This is a genomic window from uncultured Shewanella sp. (genome assembly GCF_947495455.1).
GTDB lineage: Bacteria > Pseudomonadota > Gammaproteobacteria > Enterobacterales > Shewanellaceae > Shewanella.
Genome location: NZ_CANLZC010000002.1, coordinates 86904 through 111523, shown reverse-complemented (window position 1 = coordinate 111523; position 24620 = coordinate 86904). Strand labels below are relative to the sequence as shown.

Genomic DNA, 24620 nt, shown 5'->3' with positions numbered 1-24620 from the left:
GCCTGTAAAAGCGCCTAGTTCAAGGCGTATTATTGCAAGAATGCTTATTGCTTTTTAAGATGATACAACGCAGAAGTCGGTGCTTTTACAGACTCTCAAAGGGCTGGTTTAAAAGCCTTTTATACTGCGTTATTGAACATCAGCTTAGAATGACTAGGCACGCTGTTCAAAGCCTTGCCTAAAAGGCTTTTCATTCCAGCTGAATCCTGCATCTTCAAGTATCACGGGTATAATTAAACTAAAGGGGATATTATGGCTAACGATATGGAGACTTCTGGCCGTCGCTTATTATTAACCTTAGATAAATCGGATGTTTATGTCCTAGATTGTGTTGATATTATTCAAAAAATAGGTGGAAGCAATTATATTAAAGGTGTATTGCTGACGAGTGAACCTTTGACACCAGATAAAATAGGAACAGATGTTAAAGTCACTTATACTTTAGAAAGTGGTAATACCACTTCATATTTAGGAACTTTATATTCATATCAGCTGAAAGAACATGTTCCAATGAGTGATCTATATTACTTTTATTTGGAAGCTAAGCCTTGGTTTGAATTATTAAAAGAATCTTCCAATTGTCGAATTTTTCAAAATTTAACAACACAAAGTATTATTTCATCTATTTTTAGTGAATTGGGGTTTTCTGGATGTTATGAATTTAAGTTAGTTGGAAGTGATGAATCTCGAGAGTATTGTGTACAATTTAATGAATCTGATTATGATTTTATCTGTCGAATCATTTCAGAATTAGGCTGGCATTTCCATTTTTATGATGAGTCTGATGTGCAAAAGCTTATTATTGGTGATAATAATCAAAGCTTCGCTTCTTGCTCACCCGATACTGCTGCTTATATCTCTGGAAGTGAGGATCAGTATGATAGCATTACTTCATGGTTACCTTATTATCAAGCAAGTATGGGAAAGGCTCGAACGAATGATTATTCCTCGAGTTTAGTCTCTAACTTAGATAGTAGTGAGCAAACGGCTACAAGTGAGACGATTCAATCTTCTCAACATTTTTATACCTATCCTGCAAAATCTTCCACAACAGTGCAAAGCACTGCCACAGCGAAACTACTAGTGCAATCATCTGATTGTCAATCAGTTAAATATATCGCCAAGTCTAGTTTAACTTATTTAACTGGCGCTAAACAGTTTACATTGTCAGCACATGACGATGAGAGCTTTAATCAAACCTATGTTATTTTAAAATCGATTCATACTATTGTGGATTCTATGGTTGATGGCGTTAGTTTTAGTAACGAAATGGAAGTACTACCAGCAAGTATAGAATTTAAAAATTTTCCATTGGATAGAAAACAAATTCATAGTTTACAAAGTGCTATTGTTGTTGGACCGAGTGGTGATGAAGTTTATCGGGATAGTCAAAATCGAATAAAAGTTCAATTTCACTGGGATTTAGAAGGTGAGTCTAATGAAAATTCCAGTGCTTGGATTAGAGTGTCACAGGTGATGGCTGGACAAGGTTTTGGCATGATGTTTACTCCTCGAATTGGTGATGAGGTTTTGGTGGGATTTATTGATGGTGATCCTGATAAACCTATTGTGCTGGGCTCTGTGCATCATGAAAAAAATACCCCGCCTTTTTCATCCAGTACACAATTTGGCTTGATGTCACGTTCGACTCCTAGTGGAAGTACCAGCAATGCGCATATTCTTCGTTTTGATGATGCTAAAGACAGTGAAGAAATTTATTTGCAAAGTGAGAAAGATTTTAATGTACTTGTGAAAAATAATTGTGCTTCACAAGTGCAAGGCGATGAAACTCAGCAAGTCGACAAGTCCTTCACTCAATCGGTGACAGGCGCTGTGGCTTTAACAACAGAAGATGCTTACTCTATCTCCGCGACAAAAACAATGAAATTGGATTCAACTGAAGATTTTTCTATAGTCTCAGCGGCTGCTGTTGGCGTGACGGCGTCAGATAATATTAGTTTAAATGCTTCGAGTGATATCGAAAACACGGCGACAAATATCACGCTTGACGGCTCGAGCTCTATTAAATTGACCTGTGGCAGTAGTGAAATAAGCATGTCGACTTCAAGTATCAGTATTAGTTCACCTTCTATTTCAATTGCGGCGACGGGTACTGCTGAGTTAACGGGCGCCAGTGTGACTGTTGAGGGGGAAGGGACGGTAACGGTAAAAGGTGTAACTGCTGAGCTTAATGGTTCAGCCACAGCAAAAGTGACCTCTAGTGGAATAGTGGAAATCAGTGGCTCTTTGACTACTATTAATTGATATTGAGCCGTTAATTGATTTGGAGTTTGTGATGCCTGAAGAAATTACAATTATCCCAACAACTGAGCAAATAGCCGAGTCTAGAGCTAAAGTTATGAAACGTTTGAATCAACAAACTTATTTATCCCAAGGTTTCAATCTTATTAATCAAGATCGGCTGGATGAGACTTGGAAAGTATTTATGGAAAAGTTTAGAGATCAAAATCTACCAGCAGCTGAGAAAGAAGAATTGCAACAAATCTACAATATAATGAAAGACAAAGACACCCTTGCCAAGTATTTAGATAAAGCAACGGGGGATATCTATAAGCAGGGCGGGCAATTAACTCCTGAACAAAGTAGACAGGTTGCAAATACAAAGTTTAAGTGTAAACAAGCATTTATCATGCATTCTGAATATGTGGCCTGCCAATCTGAATTATTGGATTATGCTCAGGCGATTGCTATTAGCTGTAACGGTGAGGTTAAGTGTCCGCCCTCCGCTTTTGGAGGCATAAAAACTTTCCACGCTATTATTTATAAAATGACAACAAGAAACGACGACTCAAGAGAAAGAGACTTTGGTGACATAAGGGATGCCTGTCGAATGACCATTGCATTTAAAAATATGGATGATATGACGATGGCGAAGGATATCGTGATGCAAACCAAAGAGTTTGATGGCACTAAATTCAGCCAAAAAGCGTTAAAAGATCGATATGGTACCTGCAAAGGTGCTAATAAGGGATATAATGAAGTTGCAGATGGTTATAAGGATTTAAGTTTCTTTTTAAAAATGCCCTGTGGAATGATAGCCGAATTACAATTAAACACAGAGTCTATGCTGGCGGCAAAAAAGAAGGGACATATTCTTTATAATATCACCCGCCAGGCACCAAAAGGTTATACCGGTGATACTCCTTATAGTGTTACGGGTCAGGCTGTATTAGAAAAAGTATTGACGATAATGACTCCTGATTGGTTTAAATTTGTAAGCACCAATGTATTTGGCGCTCGTCCTTATTTACCGACGATTGAAAAGTTAGTCGACAAAATAAGAGCTAATGTAGCCAACAAGGTTTATTCGATAACGATAACAAAATTAGAACATGACGCATTAAGTCTAACATCAATATGTATTTATGATGATTTTGGCAGAAATAAATCGTCTGTATCCCAATCTAGCGAGAGTATTTGGCAGCAAGTTTATAAAAAATATTTTAATTAACTTACTTGACTGGAGAAAGGTAAATGACACTGGCGGCAAGAGTTGGGGATACACAAGTTTGTTCAATGACAACGGGCGCTGTCCCCCATGTTGGTGGCGTGATTATGTCTGGGAGTGTGACAGATGTGCTCATTGAGTGTCTTCCGGCAGCGGTTGTGGGTCAAAGCTGTGTTTGTGTGGGAGTAACCAGTACGATTGCTGCTGGCAGCACCACAGTATTGATTGGTAATATGCCAGCCGCTAGAATGGGAGATTCGACTTCTCATGGTGGCAGTATTGTATCAGGTAGTGCGACTGTGATGATCGGCGGATGATGTTGAAGAGCCGTAATACCGCTATAGTGTTGTTGATGAACAGGTAAAAAAACGATTGATGCATAAAGATATTGTAATACCAGTTCTATTATATAAGTGATCTTTCAGCGGGAGTTCAACATGCTGTAGGCAAGGTCGTTAATTGCTCCTGCATTAACAGACAGTCCCACTATCCATGGCGGTCGCAGATGATTGAAGCTAATAGTCATTCTCGGCTTAGGTTCAAACGTCGCCCTACCTCCTTCATCCATGAAGTCGTATATCGAAAGCAGCTAACGTAGCATAAAGCATGTTGAAACCCGCACAAAGTGAGTTTCTCAGGCATTCCACTTCAGCGTTGCATTCATTTTAAAGGGAATAACCCTTCTACAAAGAATGCGCCTTGAATTGAAAAGCCTGGGAAGCTCTGAATTGATCATCTATATAATAGAATTGGTATAATATGCTGTTGATATTGAATGTTAATTTGAGTAGAACATTTTGAGTGACTTTTAGCATAATAGGAAAAACGGACGGGATGGGAGCCCATAAAATGCCTATTTTGAGGCTATCAATATGACTTAATTTATCATTTCTTGTATGATTTTCTCACCACTTTCTTGATGCCATAGGGTTAAATAATTTCCCCAACAGCAACCTGTGTCGAGTGCTTGAAATTGTTTGTTGGAAACAGCGCCCATGAGAGAGGCCCAGTGACCAAAGATTAAGGTGTAGTCTTGTGGTAAAGCCGATTCATGGGTAAACCAGGGTGTTAATCTTGAGTGCTTATTATGTTGAGGCGATGATTTTTCGCTGAAGTTGAGCCGTAAATCTGGCTCGAGATATCGCATTCGAGTGAGGGCATTAATGGTGTAAATGGCTTGTTCATTTAAGGTGAGTTTGTCATGCCATTGATTAATGTCATTACGGTACATACTTTTTATTAGTTTTAGGTAATTCGGTGAAGTCAATTGTTTGCTAACGGCATTGGCTTGAGCGGCTAAAGTGTCTATTGACCACATGGGCGGCACGCCAGCATGAGTCATGACAACTCGTTGTTGTCTATTGATATGACTTAAGGGTTGCTCTCGTAACCAGTCGATTAGGATATTAATGTTGTCAGCAGCAAGTAGAGCGTTAAGACGATCTTTTGGGGGGGGCTGGTGAAAACCTGCGTGAAGCGCGAATAAATGCAGTTCATGGTTTCCTAATACGAACTGAGCGGAGCCTGATAATGATTTTATATATTCTAGTACAGCTAAGGACTTTGGTCCTCTAGCGATTAAATCACCAACTAACCAGAGTGTATCTTTGGAAGGATTGAAATTGACTTTGTTTAACAACAGAGTTAATTCATCAAAACACCCCTGAATATCTCCAACATAATAGTTTGCCATGACTAATGAATGACTCCGGGAATGGCTAAACGAAAAATAGGGATATCAGCATTAAACTCAACATTATTATCTGTTTGCATTGTATAGTGGCCTTTCATCAATCCCATTGGCGTTTTGAGCATTGTGCCGCTGGTGTATTGATATGAGGTTTGAGGTTTAATCATTGGCGTTTTACCAACAACACCTTCCCCTTTGACCTCATGAATTTGTCCATTGCCATCAGTGATATGCCAATAGCGACTTTTTAAGGTGGCAGGTGTATTGCCCAAATTGGTAATTTTAATCGTATAACTGAATAAGTACTTGTCTTCGCTAGGAGAAGACTGCTCTTCGATATATTGTGTTGTCACTTCTATTTTGACAGAGGAGCCTAGTGTGCTCATCAATACCCCCAAACATACAGCTTATAAAATGAGGCGAGTGACCGCCTCAGAACACTTACTTTTTATCGCAAAGTAAATTGGCGAGCGCAACGTATTCTTGAACACTGATTTGTTCTGGTCGACGTGTAGGATCGATCCCTAATAGGGCAAAATCCTCATCAGAAATGAGTTGCTTTAAGTTATTTCTTAAGGTTTTTCTGCGCATATTAAAAGCTGTCATAGTGAGGTGACGAAGCACTTCGACATTTTTACAAGGGTAAGGTTTTGTCTTAAAGGGGACTAATCTAACGACAGCTGAATCGACTTTAGGGGCAGGCGTAAAGCATCCTGGAGGGACTTCAAGCACAGGCATGACTTGGCAAAAATACTGTGCCATGACGCTAAGACGTCCATAGGCTTTTGTTCCAGGACTGGCTGATAATCTCAGAACCACTTCTTTTTGCAGCATAAAGTGCATGTTTTTGATGTATTGTGAAAATTCAAATAAATGAAACATCAGAGGGGTTGAGATATTATAAGGTAAGTTTCCAAAGACCTTTAACTGCTTATCCTTTTGTACTAGTTGACTAAAATCAAACTTTAGTGCGTCACCTTGATGAATGTCGAGTTTATCTTTAAGACTTGGGTGCACTTGTAAGCGTTCGACGAGATCTTTATCTAATTCAACGACAGTAAGCTTGTCAATACTCTCTGCAACAGGTTCAGTTAACGCACCAAGCCCTGGGCCTATTTCAATCATAACATGTTCATTATCTGGTGCTATAGCGCCGACAATGCTGTTAATAATATTGTGATCGGTTAAAAAGTTTTGTCCAAAACGCTTTCGAGCGGTATGACCTAAATGTACTTTATTACTCATGTATTTTGTTATTTACTTGTTTTTGTTGCCAACTCTATGGCGGTGTTAAGGGCGCAGATAAAACTGCCTGTATCGGCTTTTCCTGTTCCTGCAAGTTCAAGGGCGGTACCATGATCAACAGAGGTACGAATGTATGGAAGCCCTAAAGTAATATTCACTGAATTACCAAATCCCATGGATTTTAACACGGGTAATCCTTGATCATGATACATGGCTAATACCACGTCAGCATCATCTAAGTATTTGGCTTGAAATAGCGTGTCAGCAGGCAGTGGCCCAACAATATCGATACCTTCTTTCCTCAGTTCATTCAAGGCGGGTATGATAGTGTCTATTTCTTCTCTGCCTAAATGACCGTCTTCACCTGCATGAGGATTGAGGCCACAAACATAAATTCTAGGGCTGCTTAAGGCAAATTTCTTAATGAGATCATGGTGTAATATTTTAATAATCTGATGTAAACGATCCCTTGTAATGGCCTTGGCGACATAGGCTAATGGAATATGCGTGGTGACTAAAGCCACATGTAATCCTGGCGCAGAAAGCATCATCACGACATCTTGGCAGTTCGCTTGATGAGCGAAAAACTCAGTGTGGCCACTAAATGATATACCTGATTGATTAATAATACCTTTATGAACAGGGCCTGTGACAATGGCATCAAATTCACCACTCATATTTTTTTCACCAGCGAAGCTTAAAGTGTCAATCACATAGTGGCTGTTTGCTTCATTGAGCAGACCACAGTGTGACGCTTCATTGAGTGAAAAAGGCGATATGGTGAGTGTGCCAGCTTCTTGTGCTTTAGGTGCCTGCTTAGGCTGATAAGGTCTTAACTGAAGGGGAAGACCAATTTGCTTAGCGCGACTGAGTAATAATTCGGGATCGGCACAAACAACCAGCTCAGCAGGCCATGGCTGTTGAGCGAGTTGAATAACGAGTTCTGGTCCAACCCCGGCAGGTTCACCGGGGGTGATAGCAATTCGCTTAATCGTCAATATGATTAACCTCGATTATTTTTAGGTTCAAAGACTTCAATGTAAGCTTCAGCTCGCATTTCATCTAACCAGTTTTGTAACTCTTCGTTAAATTTACGGCGGAAAATAAGTTGATGAGCGCGATTGGTATTAAATTGCTCAGTTGCATCAGTTTTCCGTCGTTTTTCTAATTGAACAATATGCCAGCCATGGCTGGAGCGGAAGGGTTCGCTTATTTCACCCACTTTTAAATGTGCAAGCTCTTGAGCAAAAGCTGGAACATAAATGTTAGGGTCAGCCCAACCTAACTCTCCCCCTTTGGCACTTGAACCTGGATCTTCAGAATATTGTCTTGCCAGATCTTCAAACTTTGCTTTTCCTGAGCGTATTTCGATAAGGAATTTTTCCAACATCGCTTTGGCTCTTTCTTCCGATAAAATCGGCGAAGGTTTGATGAGAATATGGCGTGACTTAACTTCATCCAGCTCCTTTGTTTCCATGCCTCTGACATCCATAACTTTAATAATATGGAAACCAGATGGGCTTTTAATGGGGCCTATGATATCACCTTTTTTGGCATCTTTGACCACTTCTGCAAATAAGGTAGGCATCTCATTGATATTCATGTAATCCCATACACCACCTTCTAAGGCCTTAGGGCCTGACGAAGAGGCGATGGCGGTGCGTTTGAAGTCGGCACCATCTTTAAGACGCTTTAATACGATTGTGGCACGGTTACTGGCTTCTTCTAATTGTTCACTTGTTGGATTAGTGGGGACATCTATTAAGATATGGCCGATTTGAAACTCGACATTTTTGAGTCCTTGTTGTTTAATCAGCTCAACTAGGCCACTAATTTCTTGTGGAGACACTTGAATGCGGCGTTGTACTTGAATACGTTGAATTTCACCTATAGTGATTTCTTGACGTAATTGCTCGCGATATTCGGCAAAAGGCGTGCCTTCGCTTTCCAATTGTTGCTTCATTTGCTCTACGGTTATATTTTGCTCTTTAGCGATATTGGCAATGGTTTGATCTAATTGCAGATCACCAATATGTAATCCAATACGCTCTGCCATTTGCATTTGCAGCCGTGTTAAAATCAATCTTTCAATAATTTGAGTACGTAAGGCTTTATCTGAAGGAAGCGATTGATTGTTTTGTTTCGCATTCTCTTTCACTGTGTGCATCATGTCTGTGATTTCACTTTCTAAAATCACGCCTTGATTGACCTGTACAGCGATTCTATCTAGTGGTGTTGGTGCTGCGATCACATGTTGACTCAATATCATGAGTGCAAAAAAAGTTAAAATTACTCGTTTACAAGTGTTCATCCACAAAAATCCTTGGCATTTGTTAATGTCATTTTCGATACATTTTATCGTTGAAATGATCTTCTCTATCCAGTTTGGACTACACGTTCATGCTGAGGTTCATTATGAACGCGTTTGGTTTAGGTTAATTATTTAAATATATCGGACTTCGATAATTAAATAATCCATCATTTAGCATACTTGACGCATTCAATGAGCCGCCGCTAGTGCTTCCTGAGGAGCTTGAGCTGTTTGACGTTTGAGAGCCACCTAACCCATTGATAATGAAGTTTACGTAAACACCATCATCGAAATAGGCTGTTGAAGTATCGTTGCTATAAGAGGTTTTAATACGGTCATGGTAAGTTACCCTAACGGCCCAACAGCAGGTATCATATTGAAAGCCTGCATAGGTTTCAACGCTTTGCTTTTCACTTAAGTCATAATACCAATTACCGACAAGAGTGATATTGTCTGTGATTGGCCATGCCCCTCGAAAGCCTGTTTGAGAAATATCAGAGGTGACTCCCGTGTTTGTATTTACAAGATCAGGTACATATCGATAATTGACTTGCAGTAATTTATTTTTTGCGGGACGGTAATCTAATGACACTTCATTTTTTGTGTTGGAATTATCTTGAGTATTGTACTGAACAGAGCCGCTAACAAACCAGTCATTATAAAGTTTAACCGAAAGATCCGATGCTAATGTGGAACTGGTTGTGGCTGTGTTGGTCGTATTGCTATATTCTGAGATAACACGACTGTCTTGAAAATAAATGATTTGTCCTAGACTAAATTTAAAGACTTCTTTGTTTTGGGTATTAAAAAGTTTCGTCGTGAACCCGACAGTCATTTGATTCGCATCGGCGATTCTGTCTAAACCTGAATAGCGCCTATCCCTAAATAAGCCATAATAATCATTTTGTAATTCTGCCGTGTCATAAATACCGATATCAGATTGATCTTGATAGCCAATGTAAAGATATTGGAATTGTGGGGTCAGTGTTTGTCTGTAGTTTTGATTAAAGTAATTAGTATAGCGCTCAAAATTAATTTGTCCCGAAATACGGGCCTCGGGTAAGGTACGGTTGACACTATCTGAGAGGCCTGAGTTGGTATTATCCTGTTGTGAATAGTTTGTTTGCAGGAGTTTTAATTCCGTTGTGAGCGAGCCTGCAGGCCCTTGAATTGGATAAGATAGGCTTGGCTCTAAATGCACGCGAGTGGCTGAGGAATAATTGCCTGAATTTTGATCTTTAAATTGGGTGGCTTCACTGAAGAGATTAAAATCGATACCTTTGAGTATATCCGGTGCACGGTAATTGTAATCTAACTGAGGCATGACTTGATAAGGCTGATCACTTTCTCCTAATACTTTGATATCTTGAACTTTAGTGGTTAAATCCCAGTTTTCTTCTAAGTAACTTGCTTCACCGATTCGAATGAGCTGGTTATTGCTGGATGTGCTGATATCAGAACTCAGATCATTAAAGTAGTTATCATCGGAGACATCCGTATAGTCCGCCATGACACGCCAATGTTGCCCTATACTGCCTTGTTGTTGCCAATGATAAAGGTAGCGATCAGCATGGTCATTTTCATATTGATCGTCTCCTAAATATTCTAAATTAATTTGACCTGATTGTGGAGAACTGTCACTGCCTGCAAGATAGCGAAATTCACTTTTAGTGAAGAGGCCACGATTTGACATGTAATTGGGAGTTAGGGTTAAGTCATATTCAGGGGCGATATTCCAATAATAGGGAACCGTTAATTCCACACCATTTTTTGTGCTTGAGCTAAATGAAGGGAAAAGAAACCCAGACTTTCGCTTATTTGATACAGGAATAGTCATATAAGGTAAGTAAAATACAGGGATATCGGCGACTCTTAATTTGGCACCCCAAATTTCTCCCCACTCATCAGTGCTGTCGATTTTTATTTCATTGGCTTCAAGCACCCAATCAGGTTGAGGATCAGGACAAGTGGTGATAGTGGCTTGAGATAATATGAGGTTATTGTCTTTAGTGATTTGTAATGTTCCTGCCGTTCCATGGGCTTGCTGGTTCTTTAACCAATAACTGGTGCCTTGAAGTGTAGCGGTGTTGCTTCGCATTTGAGCGACGAGTGAATCGGCGGTGACGATAAAGCTGCTATCGGAAAACACTAAGTCCCCGTTGGCAGATAAACTCTGTTGTTGTTGATCAACAACCGCTTCATCGGCAGCAATACTACGTGAGCCTTGAATAAATGAAACGTCACCGTTAAAAATGGCTTTTTGGCCCAGTTGAGCCTGAGAGTCATTGGAGGTAATAGTGACTTCTGATGGATCTTGGATAGCTGAAGAAGGTGACGTAGGTATTTGGCGTGGCAGCTTAGGTTCGATAATGCATACCGAACTAGAAGAAGGCTCTGCTGTCGAATTATCAGCTAAAACGAGTGTTGGAAATAGGCTCATGGCCAGAAAATAACGGATCTGCATCTTAAGTTAGTTACTTTGCTTTTATCAAATCGGTTGAAAGAGGGTAAAGATACCGTTCTTCATGAGGCAACTTTACTAAATAATTTATGTCTATTTTTCTAGCAATTTCATTTTTTTCGTTATAATAAAGCAATTTTTATTTAAGAGCCATGAGGCATCCTTTGTCAGATCGTAGATTTATGCAGCTTACTGCGTGGCTAAATGACCATTTCTCTTTAGATTTATCGCCCGTACTGCTGTCTGGTGATGCCAGTGTGAGGCGCTATTTTCGAGTATTGATCAATAATGTTTCTTATATAGTAGTCGATTCACCGCCTAAACAAATAGTTTTGCAACAATTTATTGATATTGCAAATGCCTATGCTCAGAAAGGTATTAATGTACCAGAGGTGATTGCGAAAGACACGCAAAATGGATTTTTGCTGCTAACCGATTTAGGAGATACTTCACTCTTTTCATTGTTAAATATTGATAATGTTAAATTTTATTATACAGCTGCGCTTGCTTTACTCGATGATATTACAAAAGTAAAGAGAACAGATAAGGGGGGATTACCTTTATATGATAGGGCCTTTGTTCAGCGAGAACTTGATATATTCACAGACTGGTTATTAAAGTGTCATCTTTCTATTACATTGAGTAATGAAGAGCATGATATGTTGTCGACAACCTTTGAGTATTTAATAGACAGTGCCCTTGAACAGCCGCAAGTCGGTATGCATAGAGATTACCATTGTCGAAATATTATGCTGAAAAATGACGACTTATACATTATTGATTTTCAAGATGCAGTCATTGGCCCTCTAACATATGATGTGGTTTCGTTGTTGAGAGATTGTTATTTACGTTGGCCTGAGAAGTTGGTTGAAGATTTGATGAGTGAGCATTTTGAGGCGATAAAACAGCGCGGTGAAATTGCCAGTGATATTACATTGACGCAGTATCGACGTTGGTTTGACTTAATGGGACTGCAACGGCATATCAAAGCGGTGGGGATTTTTTCACGATTGCATCATAGAGACAAAAAATCGGCGTATTTGGCCGATATTCCATTAACCTTAGGTTATATCCGTGATATTGCGTTATCTTATTCTGAATTAGTCGCTTTTGGGTCTTGGGTGGACTTGACGCTTATTCCTCAGTTTATGGAGAAGGTTGAGAAGGCAATATGAAAGCAATGATTTTAGCTGCTGGCAGAGGGGAAAGGTTGAGGCCATTAACGGATAGCGTGCCTAAGCCTTTGGTCAAAATAAACAATAAAGCATTAATTGAGTATCATATTGAAAAACTTGTCGATATTGGTATAAAAGATATTGTCATCAATATTGCTTGGTTAGGGGATCGCATCATTCATAGGTTAGGCTTTGGAGAGCGATGGGGGGTGAGATTTCATTATAGCCGAGAAGAAGTGGCATTAGAGACGGGAGGGGGCATTAAGCAAGCCTTACCTTTGTTAGGAGATGAGCCTTTTTTGGTGATTAACGGTGATATATTTATCGATGTGTTGCCGACTTTGCCTGTGCTACAACAAGATCAACAAGCCTATGTGTGGTTAGTGGACAATCCTTTTCATCATCCAAAAGGAGATTTTTGTTTAATTCACGATAAAGTGAAGGCAAGCGGGAACAGTAAACTGACTTTTTCGGGGATCGGTTTATATTCTCCTTCATTATTTGCACAGTGCGAAGATAACGCATTCCCGCTAGGGCCTTTATTGAGGGAAAAGATGGAACAGGGCGTTGTTTCTGGTGAGCATATGACGACATTTTGGTGCGATGTGGGCACAATAGAAAGACTGACTGAATTAGAGAAAAGGTTAGCAGGTTGATTGGAAAAGATACCGTCATGGTGATGAGTATCTTGATAAGTCATTTTATATTTCAAAGGCAATTTAATGCGGATTTTTGGTAAAGTTTTTGGTTTTATTATTGGATTTATGTTGGGGCGTCTTGTTGGCGGTCTACTGGGCTTGTGGTTAGGCCATGCTTATGATCGCAGTCAGGGGGGAGGCTCAATGTTTGCAAACGCTGCAAATCGTCAGCGGCTTTTTTTTAATACCACTTTTGCCGTTATGGGACATGTTGCCAAGGCGTCGGGCCAAGTGACTCAAAATGATATTCGTGTGGCTACAGCCCTCATGGATCAAATGCAGTTACAAGGAGAGGCGAGGAAAGAAGCACAAGCGGCTTTTCGTGAAGGTAAAGCGGATGATTTTAATATAAAAGATAAACTAAAAACATTTAGAATGATAGCCATGGGACGGCGTGAATTGGTACAAATGTTTTTGGAAATTCAAATTCAAACGGCCTTGTCTGACGGTAAATTAGAAGACAGTGAGCATGCTGTCTTGTTGGTTATTGCACAAGAGCTCGGCTGCTCACGTGTGCAATTGGATGCCTTATTGTCGCGATGGCAAGCTGAGTTCAAGTTCCATCAGAATGGGGGCAGTACTAATAAGACAAGCCTCAAAGATGCATACTCCATTCTTGGTTTATCGCAAAGTGCGTCTAATCAAGATGTGAAACGGGCATACCGTAAACTGATGAATGAACATCATCCTGATAAGCTTGTGGCGAAAGGTTTACCGCCAGAGATGATGGAGCTCGCTAAGAATAAAGCACAAGATATTCAAACCGCTTATGATAAAGTGAAAAGTGAACGTGGTATGCGATAATGTCATTTCTGATGGAGCCCCAATGAAGATTGTGATTTTAGATGCTTATACTTTGAATAAAGGTGATTTGAGTTGGCAGGGGTTAACGGCATTAGGGGAGTTAACTTGTTATGACAGAACCGCAAGTCATGAAGTTCTCTCTCGAGCCAAAGAGGTTGATGTTATTTTAACGAATAAAGTTAAGTTAAGTGCTGACATACTTATCAAATTGCCTAGATTACGCTACATAGGTGTGCTGGCGACGGGAGTCAATGTTATCGATTTGGCAGCCGCTTCTGCTCAAGGCATTGTTGTGACCAATGCGCCTAATTATGCCTCAGATTCTGTTGCTCAAATGGTTTTTGCTCATATATTACATTTTAGTCAACAAGTCGCAAAGCACGATCAAGCGGTTAAAGCTGGAGCTTGGAGAGGATCTTTAGATTTTTCATTGACTCTGTCTCCGTTGCATTCCCTTAAAAATAAGGTGCTTGGGCTCATAGGGTTTGGTCATATAGCTCAAAAAGTGGCTAAGATAGGACTTGCATTTGATATGCAGGTGAGAGTGTATTCCCGTCGTCAAAAAACCCATGATCTAGATGGCGTGATATGGCAGAGTTTTGATGAGGTCATAGCAGGCGCGGACTTTTTATCTTTGCATTGCCCTTTAACATTGCAGACGGAGCGATTGATTGATGCTCAGTGTTTAGCGAAAATGAAACCCAGTGCAGTATTGATTAATACTGCAAGGGGAGAACTGATTGATGAAATGGCCTTAGCTGCTGCACTTTCTAATGGGACATTAGCGTTTGCGGGTCTTGATGTGCTATCAATAGAGCCTCCTGCAAATGATCATCCTTTTTTTGCACTCAACAATATTGCGCTGTCCCCTCATAATGCTTGGGCTACACTGGAAGCGCGTCAGGAGCTGTTAGCGATTACAGTGGCTAATTTGACGGCTTATATTGAGGGTGGCACTTTGCATAATCAAGTTGCATAATCAAGTTGCTTAATCCCCCTTTGTATCTTGGCAAAAAAGGGGGGAAGCATTCCTATTGTGATTCTTCTCGAAGGGGGTTTCGAGGATCTTGAGTCCAATTAAGGTAAGGTTGGTCGGTATCGATATCGATCATCGAAATGGCTTGTGGTTCTGGGCAAGTGACTTGGCATAAATTACAGCCTACACATTCTTCTTCTATGATAGTATATTGTTTTTTGCCTGCTTTTTCAGTAACAGCAATAGATTGATGTGATGTGTCTTCACATGCCGCATAGCAGCGTCCACATTGGATACAATGATCCTGATTGATAAGCGCGATACGCTTATAATTCATATTTAAGTACTTCCAGTCAGTGGTGTTTTTGATGGCAGCCCCACTGAAATCCTTAATCGTTAAATAGCCTTTTTTGTCCATCCAATCACTGAGCCCTGCACACAGCTCTTTGATAATTTTAAAACCAAATAGCATAGCTGCTGTGCAAACTTGTACGTTCATTGCGCCGAGGGCAATGAATTCAGCTGCATCACGCCAATTTGATATACCGCCAATCCCTGAAATCGGGATCTTGTTGCTTGCTGGGTGGCGAGCAATTTCTGAAACCATGTTAAGTGCAATGGGTTTTACTGCGGGCCCGCAATAACCTCCGTGGGTACTTTTTCCATCGACGCTAGGTTCAGGAGACATGGTATCTAGGTTTACCGAGGTGATAGAGTTAATCGTATTGATTAAGCTTACCGCATCGGCACCTCCTCTTATTGCTGCTTCTGCAGGAGCACGAATATCGGTGATGTTAGGAGTGAGTTTAACAATGACCGGCAGATTTGAATGTTGTTTACACCAGCGAGTGACCATTTCAATGTATTCGGGAACTTGGCCTACAGCTGAGCCCATGCCTCTTTCTGGCATACCGTGAGGACAGCCAAAGTTAAGTTCGATACCATCAGCACCTGTTGCTTCAACTTTTTTAAGAATGCGTTTCCAAGGAGCTTCTTCACATGGCACCATTAAAGACACGATAATGACTCTATCAGGCCAGTCTTTTTTGACTTGAGTGATTTCATCGAGATTAACTTGTAATGGGCGATCGGTGATTAATTCTATGTTGTTAAAACCAATGACTTGCCTATTCTGTCCGTAGTGGACGCCATAACGAGAGGAAACATTAATGGCGCTAGGATCTTCGCCTAATGTTTTCCAAACCACTCCTCCCCAACCCGCTTCAAAAGCGCGAACAACATTATAAGCCTTATCGGTTGGAGGAGCAGAAGCCAGCCAAAAAGGGTTAATGGATTTGATACCTATAAACTCACATGCTAAATTTGCCATAATATTGCCTTTTAGTCTTTGAGTTGTTGATGAATAGCGGCGGCTGCTTGGTTGCCATGAGAAACGGCTTCAACGACAAGATCTAACCCATTAATGGCATCACCTCCTGCATAAACCTTTTCTATGGATGTTTGAAACTGCTCATCCACTTTTAGCCTTCCTCGTTTATCGAATTCAGGAATGGGATCGGCGTTATGGGTAAATATTGATGTATTTAGTCTTTGTCCTATGGCTTTAAAAATAACATCACAAGGTAATTCTATTATTTTGTCTGTGGTGCTTATTTTCCCAGATCTATCTTGGGTGGTTTCTTTAAACTGTATATGTGTTGCGCCTTGTTTATTGCCACGTATTTGATAGGGTTGAGCATTAAAAATAAAGCGTATACCGTTTGTTAAAGCAAGTTCTTGTTCATACATTGATGCACCCATGCTTTGTTGCTCGCGTCGGTATACTATGCTGACCTCTTCAGCGCCTAGCTTTTTACTTTGTACTGCAATATCGATGGCAGTCATGCCTGCACCGATAATGACCACTCGCCGGCCCACTGGTAATTGTGTCATGTCTTTCGATTGCCTTAATTCACTAATGTAATCGATAGCATCTTCGACACCTTTTAGATCCTCTCCGGGTATATTGAGTGAATTTGTTGTATTTAAGCCAATGGCGATAAAGACGGCATCATGGGTACTTCGCAGTGATGCTAAACTGATGTCTGTGCCCAAAGCCGTTTCATATTGTATTTTTATTCCTCCTATTTTTAATACAAAATCGATTTCTTCTTGTGCATAATTATTCACTAATTTATATTGGGCTATGCCATATTCGTTAAGGCCTCCGCTTTTTTTCGCGGCTTCATAAATAGTGATCTTATGTCCTTTCTGAGCGAGTCTATGGGCACATGCTAAGCCTGCTGGCCCAGCTCCGACAATGGCGATATGTTTACCTGTGGGCTGCTCTCTTGAAAAGGGATAGGCTTGTGTAGTGTCTAAATGATCAATGGCATATCGTTGCAATAATGCGATATCAACAGGGGCCTCTTCTTTTGAGTTTCTGACACATGCTTGTTCACATAAGGTTTCAGTCGGGCAGACTTTGGCGCAACTGCCACCTAAAATATTGGCTGAGAGAATTTCTTTTGCTGCACCATGAGCATTATTGGTATTGATTTCTTTGATGAATAAAGGAATATCGATTTGTGTTGGGCAAGCTTGAATGCAAGGGGCATCGTAGCAAAATAAACAACGCTCGCTAGCGACTAAGGCTTGCTTCATTGTTAGAGGAGGGTGAATATCGGTAAAGTTATTTTTTATCTCTTGTGAAGTTAACCTTGCGGCCTGTATATCATGATCAACACTCATTACTTCTCCTTGATAGTTTTAAAAGGTTGGCGATGTTTTAATGAGAGCTTACAAATACTTAACTCGCTTAAATTATTGACATTGCCAACAATGTTTGAACTTCCGCAGAAAAATTACTGATATCGCGATACATACCTATATTTTAAAGTAGTACAGGTATCGATATACTTTAATTACTGTAATCTTTAACTATAGGATAGGGGGCAGACTTAGTCAATTTTTTAACGTAACTAATTGTTTTGTATTTATTTTATTTTTATATTTAAAAGTAATAGCAGGTGAATTTTAAATCATTTAACTTTTTATTTTGATCTCGGTTATTCTTACATTATGGAGCAGTTAGAGTTTTTTCCCATACCCAGTCCTTGTATCAACGTGTGTCAAAGTGATGCTCGAGGTTATTGTTTGGGTTGTTTTCGAAGTCGTGATGAACGTTTCAATTGGTTAAGTTACTCAAATAATCAGAAACAATTAATTTTAAGATTGTGTCAGCAGAGGAAGCGCCGTCGACAGTTATCAGTGCTAAAAGCGAGAAAAATGAAGGCTAGCGGTAAAAACGATCAACTTAATGGGGAATTTGATTTTGACTCAATAGAGTGAGGTAAGTGTAAGCTAAACGTCGTGTTGCCTTGGCCGCTTTTTAATGTGGCATTACCATGGTGTTTATCCATGATACGTTTAACAATAGCCAGTCCTAGACCATACCCCCTAGGTCCTTGTTTTTCTTTTGCTTGGCTTCGATAAAAAGGTTCAAATATTTTTTCTCGTTCAGTGACAGGGATCCCTTCACCATCATCAGTAACTGATATTTCAATCTCTTTTTCATTTTGATTAATTTCGACGGTCACAGAATGATGACCAAACTTTTGAGCATTAGTGATTAAATTTTGCAAAGCTCTATCAATTAATATGGCATTGGCAGTGGCAATGACTGGTTTTTTGCAAGGCATAAAAGTGATGATATTTCTCTGATGGGTTTGTAACCTCTTAATGGTTTTTTCCACCAGTTGATTCAGTTCAACTGATTCAAATTTGGGTTGTTGATATTGAGGATCAAGGCTTGTATAGCTCAATAATTCAGCTAATAATGCTTCAATTTCATCAATATCTTGATTGGTATTTTCAACCAGTTGCTTTTGGTTTGGAAGATAAGGCTTTGCATATTGCAATATGAGTGCAAGGGCAAATTTTAGTCGAGATAAAGGTGTTCGAATTTCATGAGAGACTGCATTCAGTAAATGGGATTGGTTATCAACAAGTTGGGCAATATTATTGGCCATCCTGTTAAAGGTTTCACTTAAATTAATCACTGGAGAGTGAGCTGATAATGAAGTGCGAGTATCCCATTTTGCCATATTGAGTTGTTTTGCCGTTGTATTAAGTGTTGCTAAGTCTTTTGATAAAGGCAAAATGACAATGAGAAGAATGAGAATGATTAATAGGAATAAAGATAAGCCAATAATATAAATCAGTTTTATATTATTATTTAAGGTTAGGGGACCGTTGACAAGTACTTGGTTGCCTACGGCGATGTAATGCAGTTCACTGTCGGTACTAATGGGAATACTCGTGACAGCATCACTTTTTAATTGCTCTTCATTGGCCAAACTGAATTCATCAATATCGACTAGAACCAATGGAAAATCAGCAAATTGGGTAATATTGCTCAGATAGGAAATACGTTTATTTTCAGGTAGTTGTGATAGAAGCTGTGCGAATGCTATAAGAGAAGCATTTTCAATGGGATTTGGGTTTGTCTGATATCGCCAAAGGCTATCTAATGCCCAGCCTATGCCAAGAAAGCTTAGGCTGAGCAATAGATAAAGGCTAACAAAAAGACGTTTCACTCCATTAACCTAATGTTAGTTATTCCAAGCTTCTGGAGCGAACAAATAGCCTTGCCCCCAAACCGTTTTAATTCTGAAAGGGGTTTCAATATTATCCCCCAGTTTTTTCCTTAAACGTGAAATTCTGACATCAATTTTTCTATCTTTACCATCAAAATCAATATTTAACAAATATTGATATATATATTGTCTGCTTAATACTTGACCCGCTTGAGAAGCGAGTAACCATAAGAGTTCAAATTCATGGTTAGTCAGATCGATTTCTGTTTGCCCTAGACGTATGACTTGGGTATGGGGGTCAATACTTAACTTACCAAAGCTTAGGCAGTGAGATTCCGTTTTTGGCGGTTGAAGTTTTCTTTTTAGTAAGTTGTTTATTCGTGCTAATAATAGTGCTGGATCGATAGGTTTGACGACATAATCATCAGCACCCATTTCTAGGCCTTTAATTTGGTCTTCATTGGATGCTAGCGCACTCATTAATAAAATAGGGCCAGAAAAATAATCAGGTAACTTTTCACATAAGGTTAATCCATCCATTCCTGGCAACATAATATCGAGAATGATGATATCGGGCTTGTAATGGATTAAGCGCTTGAGAACGGTATCACCTCTACGTTCAACTTCAACGTGCATGCCGTGTGATTTTAAATAATCCACAATTAAGTTAGCGAGACGGATATCGTCTTCTACTAATAGAACTCTTTGGTTAGATTGGGGGAGGGCCATTAGAACAGACTCCATGCGTTGCGAAATTGTTGCCTTAAATGTGACGGAGAAGTAGGATTGACTCTATGCTCGCTTCCTACTAGTGTTTTACTTGTTTCTTTTTCTATTACTATGAATACAATATCTTTTTTTTCTTTGTCATCGAGTATGATTGACTTTGTTTTTAGTGATGCTTTACACCACTTAATGAGCTCATGATAGCTGGATAAAAGATCTATTGGTTTAAAAATGTTATGTGTCCATTTTAATTTGACCATCAAATGGCAAACAAGTTGCTTCGAAAAGGTCACATAAGGTTTGAAAAATGGTTGAAATTTTGATTTTTCTTTGTTTTTAGTCCCATTGGCTTTTCCACACATTAGAACATGAGTGATAAAAGTGATATATATTAATTTAATGATAGATCGTTGCACTAATTGTAAAACCTATTTCTAACAGTGTTTAAATAAAATAATCATGCTTGTTTATGGCAAGATTTATATGTTCAATGTATTCATGTTAAAATGTCATTCTTTTAGTTTAGTCCTTAATCGAAAATTGTCATTGATAGAAAGAAAGCGGATCAAAAAGGACTTGGGAAATAAAGATCGTGTATCTTTGATATAACATATGCCTTGACGAGGGGGAAAACTTACTATCATTTGTTCGCTATTTAATCAGGCCTGTTTGATTTGACTCACATATTTTACCTATTCCACCTTTTTTTATTGCCATTCAGTTTGGAATGAACGCAACATTAAAATGAATTTTTTGAAAAAATAATTGAATAAGCCTTTATTTTATTGGGTTATTTATTTTTTTTATTTGGCAAGTAAATAAGGGGGTATCAATCATTTTTTGTTTTTCCTCTACCATAAAACTCATGTCTCTGAGGCAATAGAATACCATTTATAGGGCTATTCAGTAGTATTTATATGGGCATTGTTGCAAAGTGATACAGCTTGTCTGAAAATGTTCCGAATGAATTTTTGATGTGGGATAGACAGTTAAATTGAATCTTTAAATACTGAAGTGGTGACTGATTATTCAAATTTTATACCTATGAGGTTCATTGTTTTAAACATGGAGGGCTCATGAGACACCACAGGTTTTTGCTCGACATATGCCTGCTTATTTGCATGTTTTTTTAATGTTAATTTCAAAAGAAATAAAGGTCAGTAGCAAAAAGGTATTGAACCGCCTATCAATATGAATTTACGTTGCTTATTGTTTTATCTTATTATTGATAAATTCAATGATAGCACTATTAAGGTGTTTACTCGCCAGATAATGGCGTGTTTTATCATGGGTTACAAGGAAGCCTTTTTCTGTTTTTGTGATTTGGTTTATTTCACTCCAGAGGAGGGTCTTGTTGACATAATAAGAATGGATTCTTATGTGCTCTTCATTGATTGTTAGTTGAATATCGCTATTAGCCGCTTTGCTGAGCATTTGTCTCATCAGCCACCAAGACTTTTTAAATTTGACGCTAAATGCTTCAAGTATCCCTAGAGCAATCAAAAACCATGATGCATATGGATTTAATTGAGTGAGTAACATTGCACTACCAATCGTGATAAAACATAAAGACTTAGTGTAAATTATCATTGATCTTGGTGTTGTGGTGGATTGTTCATAACATTCAATAAAATATTCTTTATCCAGTTTATATTGGCAGGTGAATTCAGTTACAGACGTCATACTTTACCCTTCATTGTTGTTGAAGGGAGTAGTGTAACGAAGGAGACTGGATAAACCAATTATTACAGTTGATTTACATTCAATCTCATTATTATTAGTCTGCTTATTTATTAGTGAGCACAGGGATATCAGCATGCGACAAAATATTTTGATCACGGGAGCAAGCTCAGGCTTGGGAAGAGGAATGGCAATTGAATTTGCCAGAAAAGGGCGGAATCTCGCATTATGTGCCAGACGTGTCGATAAACTAGAGGAGTTAAAACACACTCTACTGAAGTTGAATCCTAATATTAAGGTTGTAGTGAAGCAACTTGATGTAAATGAACACAGTCAGGTTTTTGATGTTTTTAATGAGTGCAATGAAGCATTACTCGGGCTTGATCGTATTATTGTTAATGCTGGAATAGGTAAAGGAGTGACCATAGGGACGGGGTCTTTTAATATTAATGTGCAAACAGCTCAAACTAATTTCATTGCGGCATTGGCTCAAGCTGAAGCGGCGATGGCAATATTTAGACAGCAAAATGCAGGCCATTTAGTGACGATTTCATCATTTAGTGCTTTAAGGGGTTTTAGGCGAGCTCTTACTGTTTATGCAGCGACGAAAGCCGCGTTATCTTCTTTAACGGAGGGGATCCGCATTGATTGCTTGGGCACGCCCATTAATGTGACCTGTGTGCATCCGGGTTTCATTCGCAGTGAAATGAATGAGAAAGTCAAAAAAGTGCCTTTTATTGTTGATACAGAAGCAGGATGCCGTGCAATAGTGAAAGGGATAGAAGCTGAAAAGGCCACTTGTTTCGCACCTAACTGGCCTTGGGCTTGGATACACTGGCTGGTTCGTATCATGCCTGCAAGGTACTTAAAACACATGAGTTGACTCCAATACTCTTGACGCTGCAGGTCATCACGGATACATTGCTTAATCACCTTTAATTTTAGCTGACTATACTGTTTTATATTGATTTAGCGATAGCCCTTAGGCTTGCCGCCTTCTGGGGACAATTACGGGGGAGTTGTCTTGTGGTGACACAAAAGCTCGGTGATCGGTGGCAAGATGTATTGGTTTTGTTAGCGGTAGCATTAAATTGTCAGGCACAAGCTAAAGCATTCATGCTTGAGTATTAGCAGTTGGTTACGCAAGCTAAAACGAAATTAGCGCCCTACAAAGGGCAATCAGTTATCATTGTGCGTTGAAGCCCTAAAGGGCCTATTTATATGTTTGGCGAGTCTTTTTCCAATCAAGTGATGAAGGAAATAGGTTTTCATTCGTCAAAATTATAGCAACAAACGGGTTATTCCCACTCTCAAGTGTTAAGTTTAGAGGCACTGGATATTATCGATGCAGATTGGTTGTTACTGGGTACGTTAAATTCAAAAGGTAAGGCCTATACCGCCATGGAGTCTACGACTCAGCAACCTATGTTTCAACGCTTAAACGCTTATAAAAATCATCATGTCAGTATTGTGGATGGTTCTTATTGGACATCCATAGGTGGTCCATTGGCTGCATTGCAAGTGATTGATGATATAGAAAATATAATGCTGAATTAGTGTGTTGGTGGGGGCTTGTTCGCATGAAAAACCCCGTGCATGTGATAGTGCACGGGGGGAAGATCAGGCGGTTTGCTGTGTCATGAGTTTATCGACGTTGGCAAAACGCCATAATATAAGCACAGAGAGACTAATGCAGAATATGGATAGGTAGGCCACCTTATCCATTGCAATCAGCTGGTATTGCGCGTTTGTTGTGAGTAACCATGACGCGACAAAGCCTGCGATCCCCGTTGCCAGATTGGTCATCATGGTGAGGATTGACATAAAGCCCGCTCGTTGTTGGGGTTTAGGGATCATAGACATGATTCCGCCACTGACACTGTATCGTACGGTACTGGCAGACATAAAGGCAGCAAACAGAATAAAGAGTAGGTTGATATTATTGGTTGTGGCGATATAAGTCATAAACAGGCAGCCAATAATGAAAGCGCTACTGATCAAATGCAATTGATGGCGCCAGCCATGGTCAAATAATTTACCTGTTATTCGCAAAATTAATAAGCTTGTGACGCCTCCCGCCAAATATAATAATCCCATTAATTCTCGAGGAAAACTTAAGTTAAATTGAAAAAAGTTGGCAAAGTTGGTGATGATGAGAAAATGGCTAAAGACTTGTAAGAAGGTGACGATTAATGCGGCCTTGGCAGGAACAGTATTAAAGAGCGTTGACCATAGCGAGGGTGGTTTGCTCTGTTTATTTAAATGCTGAGTTAAGTCGGGGAGCATGCACCAAGCCAGCAATGCGAGTGATCCGCCTAGGGCTGCAAAGATAAAAAAGTTAATTTGCCAGCTCGCATAGTATGAAATTTGAAGGGTAAAAGGGACGATAATGATGGCGGCAATAGAGACGGCGCTGCCTAAAAAAGCCATGGCTTTTCCACGATTTTTGGGCTCAGTAATATCAATGACCATTGCAGAGACAACCGCTGCTGCGGGGCCAGAAAAAAGTCCTGTGAGGACAAAAAATACCATGAGCATTAAAGGGGTTTGACTTAACCCACAAATAAGTAAGCAAATGGCCCGTGCGGTGAGCAGGAGTGTGATTAAGGGCTTTCGATTATAGCTGTCGAGTTTATTGGCAAACAAGAAGCAGCTAATGGCAGAAAACAGGGCGGCGCCGCCGGCGAGATAGCCGATATGAGCAGGATTAAAATGAATGCTTTTGACTAAGTCGGCCCCCAATGGAATGACCATCATAAAGCCGCCAATGGAAATGAGATTAATAAGAAAAGCAAGATACAGCGTTTTTTTTTGTGTTGAGGGATTCATGATTTTTCACTTATAAAG

The 24620-nt window shown here is 39.6% G+C and carries 23 protein-coding genes; 10 read left to right on the top strand and 13 right to left on the bottom strand.

Features of this window, described 5'->3' with window-relative positions:
- Positions 1 to 252: 252 nt before the first annotated feature.
- The 3 genes from tssI to Q0791_RS01455 are packed head-to-tail and all read left to right on the top strand — an operon-like array spanning position 253 to position 3786.
- On the top strand, positions 253 to 2265 hold the full coding sequence (gene tssI, locus Q0791_RS01465) for a type VI secretion system Vgr family protein (RefSeq protein WP_299002075.1): 2013 nt from the start codon (positions 253 to 255) through the stop codon (positions 2263 to 2265).
- Positions 2266 to 2296: 31 nt separating this feature from the next.
- Positions 2297 to 3472 (top strand): hypothetical protein, encoded by a 1176-nt coding sequence (locus Q0791_RS01460; RefSeq protein WP_299002074.1) that lies wholly within the window; start codon positions 2297 to 2299, stop codon positions 3470 to 3472.
- Between the two features lie 23 nt (positions 3473 to 3495).
- Entirely contained in the window at positions 3496 to 3786 is a 291-nt protein-coding gene (locus tag Q0791_RS01455; protein ID WP_299002072.1) for a PAAR domain-containing protein, read from the top strand.
- A 560-nt stretch (positions 3787 to 4346) separates the two neighbouring features.
- Here the strand turns inward: Q0791_RS01455 and Q0791_RS01450 are convergent.
- The 6 genes from Q0791_RS01450 to lptD form a co-directional block, all read right to left on the bottom strand.
- A complete protein-coding gene (locus Q0791_RS01450) occupies positions 4347 to 5162 on the bottom strand; it encodes a symmetrical bis(5'-nucleosyl)-tetraphosphatase (RefSeq protein ID WP_299002071.1) in 816 nt (271 codons plus the stop codon).
- Between the two features lie 2 nt (positions 5163 to 5164).
- Positions 5165 to 5545, bottom strand: a complete 381-nt coding sequence (gene apaG, locus Q0791_RS01445; protein WP_299002070.1) for a Co2+/Mg2+ efflux protein ApaG — start codon at positions 5543 to 5545, stop codon at positions 5165 to 5167.
- A 55-nt stretch (positions 5546 to 5600) separates the two neighbouring features.
- Positions 5601 to 6404, bottom strand: coding sequence for a 16S rRNA (adenine(1518)-N(6)/adenine(1519)-N(6))-dimethyltransferase RsmA (gene rsmA, locus Q0791_RS01440; protein WP_299002069.1), 804 nt, complete (start codon positions 6402 to 6404; stop codon positions 5601 to 5603).
- An 8-nt stretch (positions 6405 to 6412) separates the two neighbouring features.
- Positions 6413 to 7402 carry a 4-hydroxythreonine-4-phosphate dehydrogenase PdxA gene (gene pdxA, locus Q0791_RS01435; protein WP_299002068.1) on the bottom strand — a complete coding sequence of 330 codons (990 nt, stop codon included), beginning with the start codon at positions 7400 to 7402 and terminating at the stop codon, positions 6413 to 6415.
- Positions 7403 to 7407: 5 nt separating this feature from the next.
- A complete protein-coding gene (surA, locus tag Q0791_RS01430; protein WP_299002067.1) occupies positions 7408 to 8715 on the bottom strand; it encodes a peptidylprolyl isomerase SurA in 1308 nt (435 codons plus the stop codon).
- A gap of 124 nt (positions 8716 to 8839) precedes the next feature.
- Complete coding sequence (gene lptD, locus Q0791_RS01425) at positions 8840 to 11179, bottom strand: LPS assembly protein LptD (RefSeq protein WP_299002066.1); 2340 nt, start codon at positions 11177 to 11179, stop codon at positions 8840 to 8842.
- Between the two features lie 161 nt (positions 11180 to 11340).
- Here lptD and Q0791_RS01420 point away from each other — a divergent pair, with 161 nt between their 5' ends.
- The 4 genes from Q0791_RS01420 to Q0791_RS01405 all read left to right on the top strand — a co-directional run bounded on the left by Q0791_RS01420 (position 11341) and on the right by Q0791_RS01405 (position 14832).
- On the top strand, positions 11341 to 12351 hold the full coding sequence (locus Q0791_RS01420) for a phosphotransferase (protein WP_299002065.1): 1011 nt from the start codon (positions 11341 to 11343) through the stop codon (positions 12349 to 12351).
- The gene (gene murU / locus Q0791_RS01415; protein WP_299002064.1) at positions 12348 to 13007 is read left to right on the top strand and encodes an N-acetylmuramate alpha-1-phosphate uridylyltransferase MurU; all 660 of its coding nucleotides are present in this window, start codon (positions 12348 to 12350) and stop codon (positions 13005 to 13007) included. The genes Q0791_RS01420 and murU overlap by 4 nt, the downstream gene beginning before the upstream one ends.
- Before the next feature lie 66 nt (positions 13008 to 13073).
- Positions 13074 to 13853 carry a co-chaperone DjlA gene (gene djlA, locus Q0791_RS01410; protein ID WP_299002063.1) on the top strand — a complete coding sequence of 260 codons (780 nt, stop codon included), beginning with the start codon at positions 13074 to 13076 and terminating at the stop codon, positions 13851 to 13853.
- Between the two features lie 22 nt (positions 13854 to 13875).
- Positions 13876 to 14832: a D-2-hydroxyacid dehydrogenase gene (locus Q0791_RS01405; protein WP_299002062.1), complete on the top strand. Its 957-nt coding sequence runs from the start codon at positions 13876 to 13878 to the stop codon at positions 14830 to 14832.
- Positions 14833 to 14884: 52 nt separating this feature from the next.
- Here Q0791_RS01405 and preA read toward each other — a convergent pair whose 3' ends face one another.
- Positions 14885 to 16159, bottom strand: a complete 1275-nt coding sequence (gene preA / locus Q0791_RS01400; RefSeq protein ID WP_299002061.1) for an NAD-dependent dihydropyrimidine dehydrogenase subunit PreA — start codon at positions 16157 to 16159, stop codon at positions 14885 to 14887.
- A gap of 11 nt (positions 16160 to 16170) precedes the next feature.
- Positions 16171 to 17520, bottom strand: a complete 1350-nt coding sequence (locus Q0791_RS01395) for an NAD(P)-dependent oxidoreductase (protein ID WP_299002059.1) — start codon at positions 17518 to 17520, stop codon at positions 16171 to 16173.
- Positions 17521 to 17850: 330 nt separating this feature from the next.
- Here Q0791_RS01395 and Q0791_RS01390 point away from each other — a divergent pair, with 330 nt between their 5' ends.
- Entirely contained in the window at positions 17851 to 18120 is a 270-nt protein-coding gene (locus Q0791_RS01390) for a DUF1289 domain-containing protein (protein WP_299002058.1), read from the top strand.
- Here the strand turns inward: Q0791_RS01390 and Q0791_RS01385 are convergent.
- The 4 genes from Q0791_RS01385 to Q0791_RS01375 all read right to left on the bottom strand — a co-directional run bounded on the left by Q0791_RS01385 (position 18081) and on the right by Q0791_RS01375 (position 21776).
- On the bottom strand, positions 18081 to 19367 hold the full coding sequence (locus Q0791_RS01385) for an ATP-binding protein (RefSeq protein WP_299002057.1): 1287 nt from the start codon (positions 19365 to 19367) through the stop codon (positions 18081 to 18083). The genes Q0791_RS01390 and Q0791_RS01385 overlap by 40 nt on opposite strands.
- Before the next feature lie 15 nt (positions 19368 to 19382).
- Positions 19383 to 20096 carry a response regulator gene (locus Q0791_RS01380; protein ID WP_299002056.1) on the bottom strand — a complete coding sequence of 238 codons (714 nt, stop codon included), beginning with the start codon at positions 20094 to 20096 and terminating at the stop codon, positions 19383 to 19385.
- Positions 20096 to 20455, bottom strand: coding sequence for a DUF3019 domain-containing protein (locus tag Q0791_RS25265; RefSeq protein WP_366942480.1), 360 nt, complete (start codon positions 20453 to 20455; stop codon positions 20096 to 20098). The genes Q0791_RS01380 and Q0791_RS25265 overlap by 1 nt, the downstream gene beginning before the upstream one ends.
- 844 nt (positions 20456 to 21299) lie before the next feature.
- Positions 21300 to 21776, bottom strand: coding sequence for a YcxB family protein (locus tag Q0791_RS01375; RefSeq protein WP_299002054.1), 477 nt, complete (start codon positions 21774 to 21776; stop codon positions 21300 to 21302).
- A gap of 133 nt (positions 21777 to 21909) precedes the next feature.
- Here Q0791_RS01375 and Q0791_RS01370 point away from each other — a divergent pair, with 133 nt between their 5' ends.
- Positions 21910 to 22656 (top strand): SDR family oxidoreductase, encoded by a 747-nt coding sequence (locus Q0791_RS01370; RefSeq protein ID WP_299002052.1) that lies wholly within the window; start codon positions 21910 to 21912, stop codon positions 22654 to 22656.
- 431 nt (positions 22657 to 23087) lie between these two features.
- A complete protein-coding gene (locus Q0791_RS01365; protein WP_299002051.1) occupies positions 23088 to 23330 on the top strand; it encodes a hypothetical protein in 243 nt (80 codons plus the stop codon).
- Positions 23331 to 23393: 63 nt separating this feature from the next.
- Here Q0791_RS01365 and Q0791_RS01360 read toward each other — a convergent pair whose 3' ends face one another.
- The gene (locus tag Q0791_RS01360; protein ID WP_299002049.1) at positions 23394 to 24602 is read right to left on the bottom strand and encodes an MFS transporter; all 1209 of its coding nucleotides are present in this window, start codon (positions 24600 to 24602) and stop codon (positions 23394 to 23396) included.
- Positions 24603 to 24620: the final 18 nt, after the last annotated feature.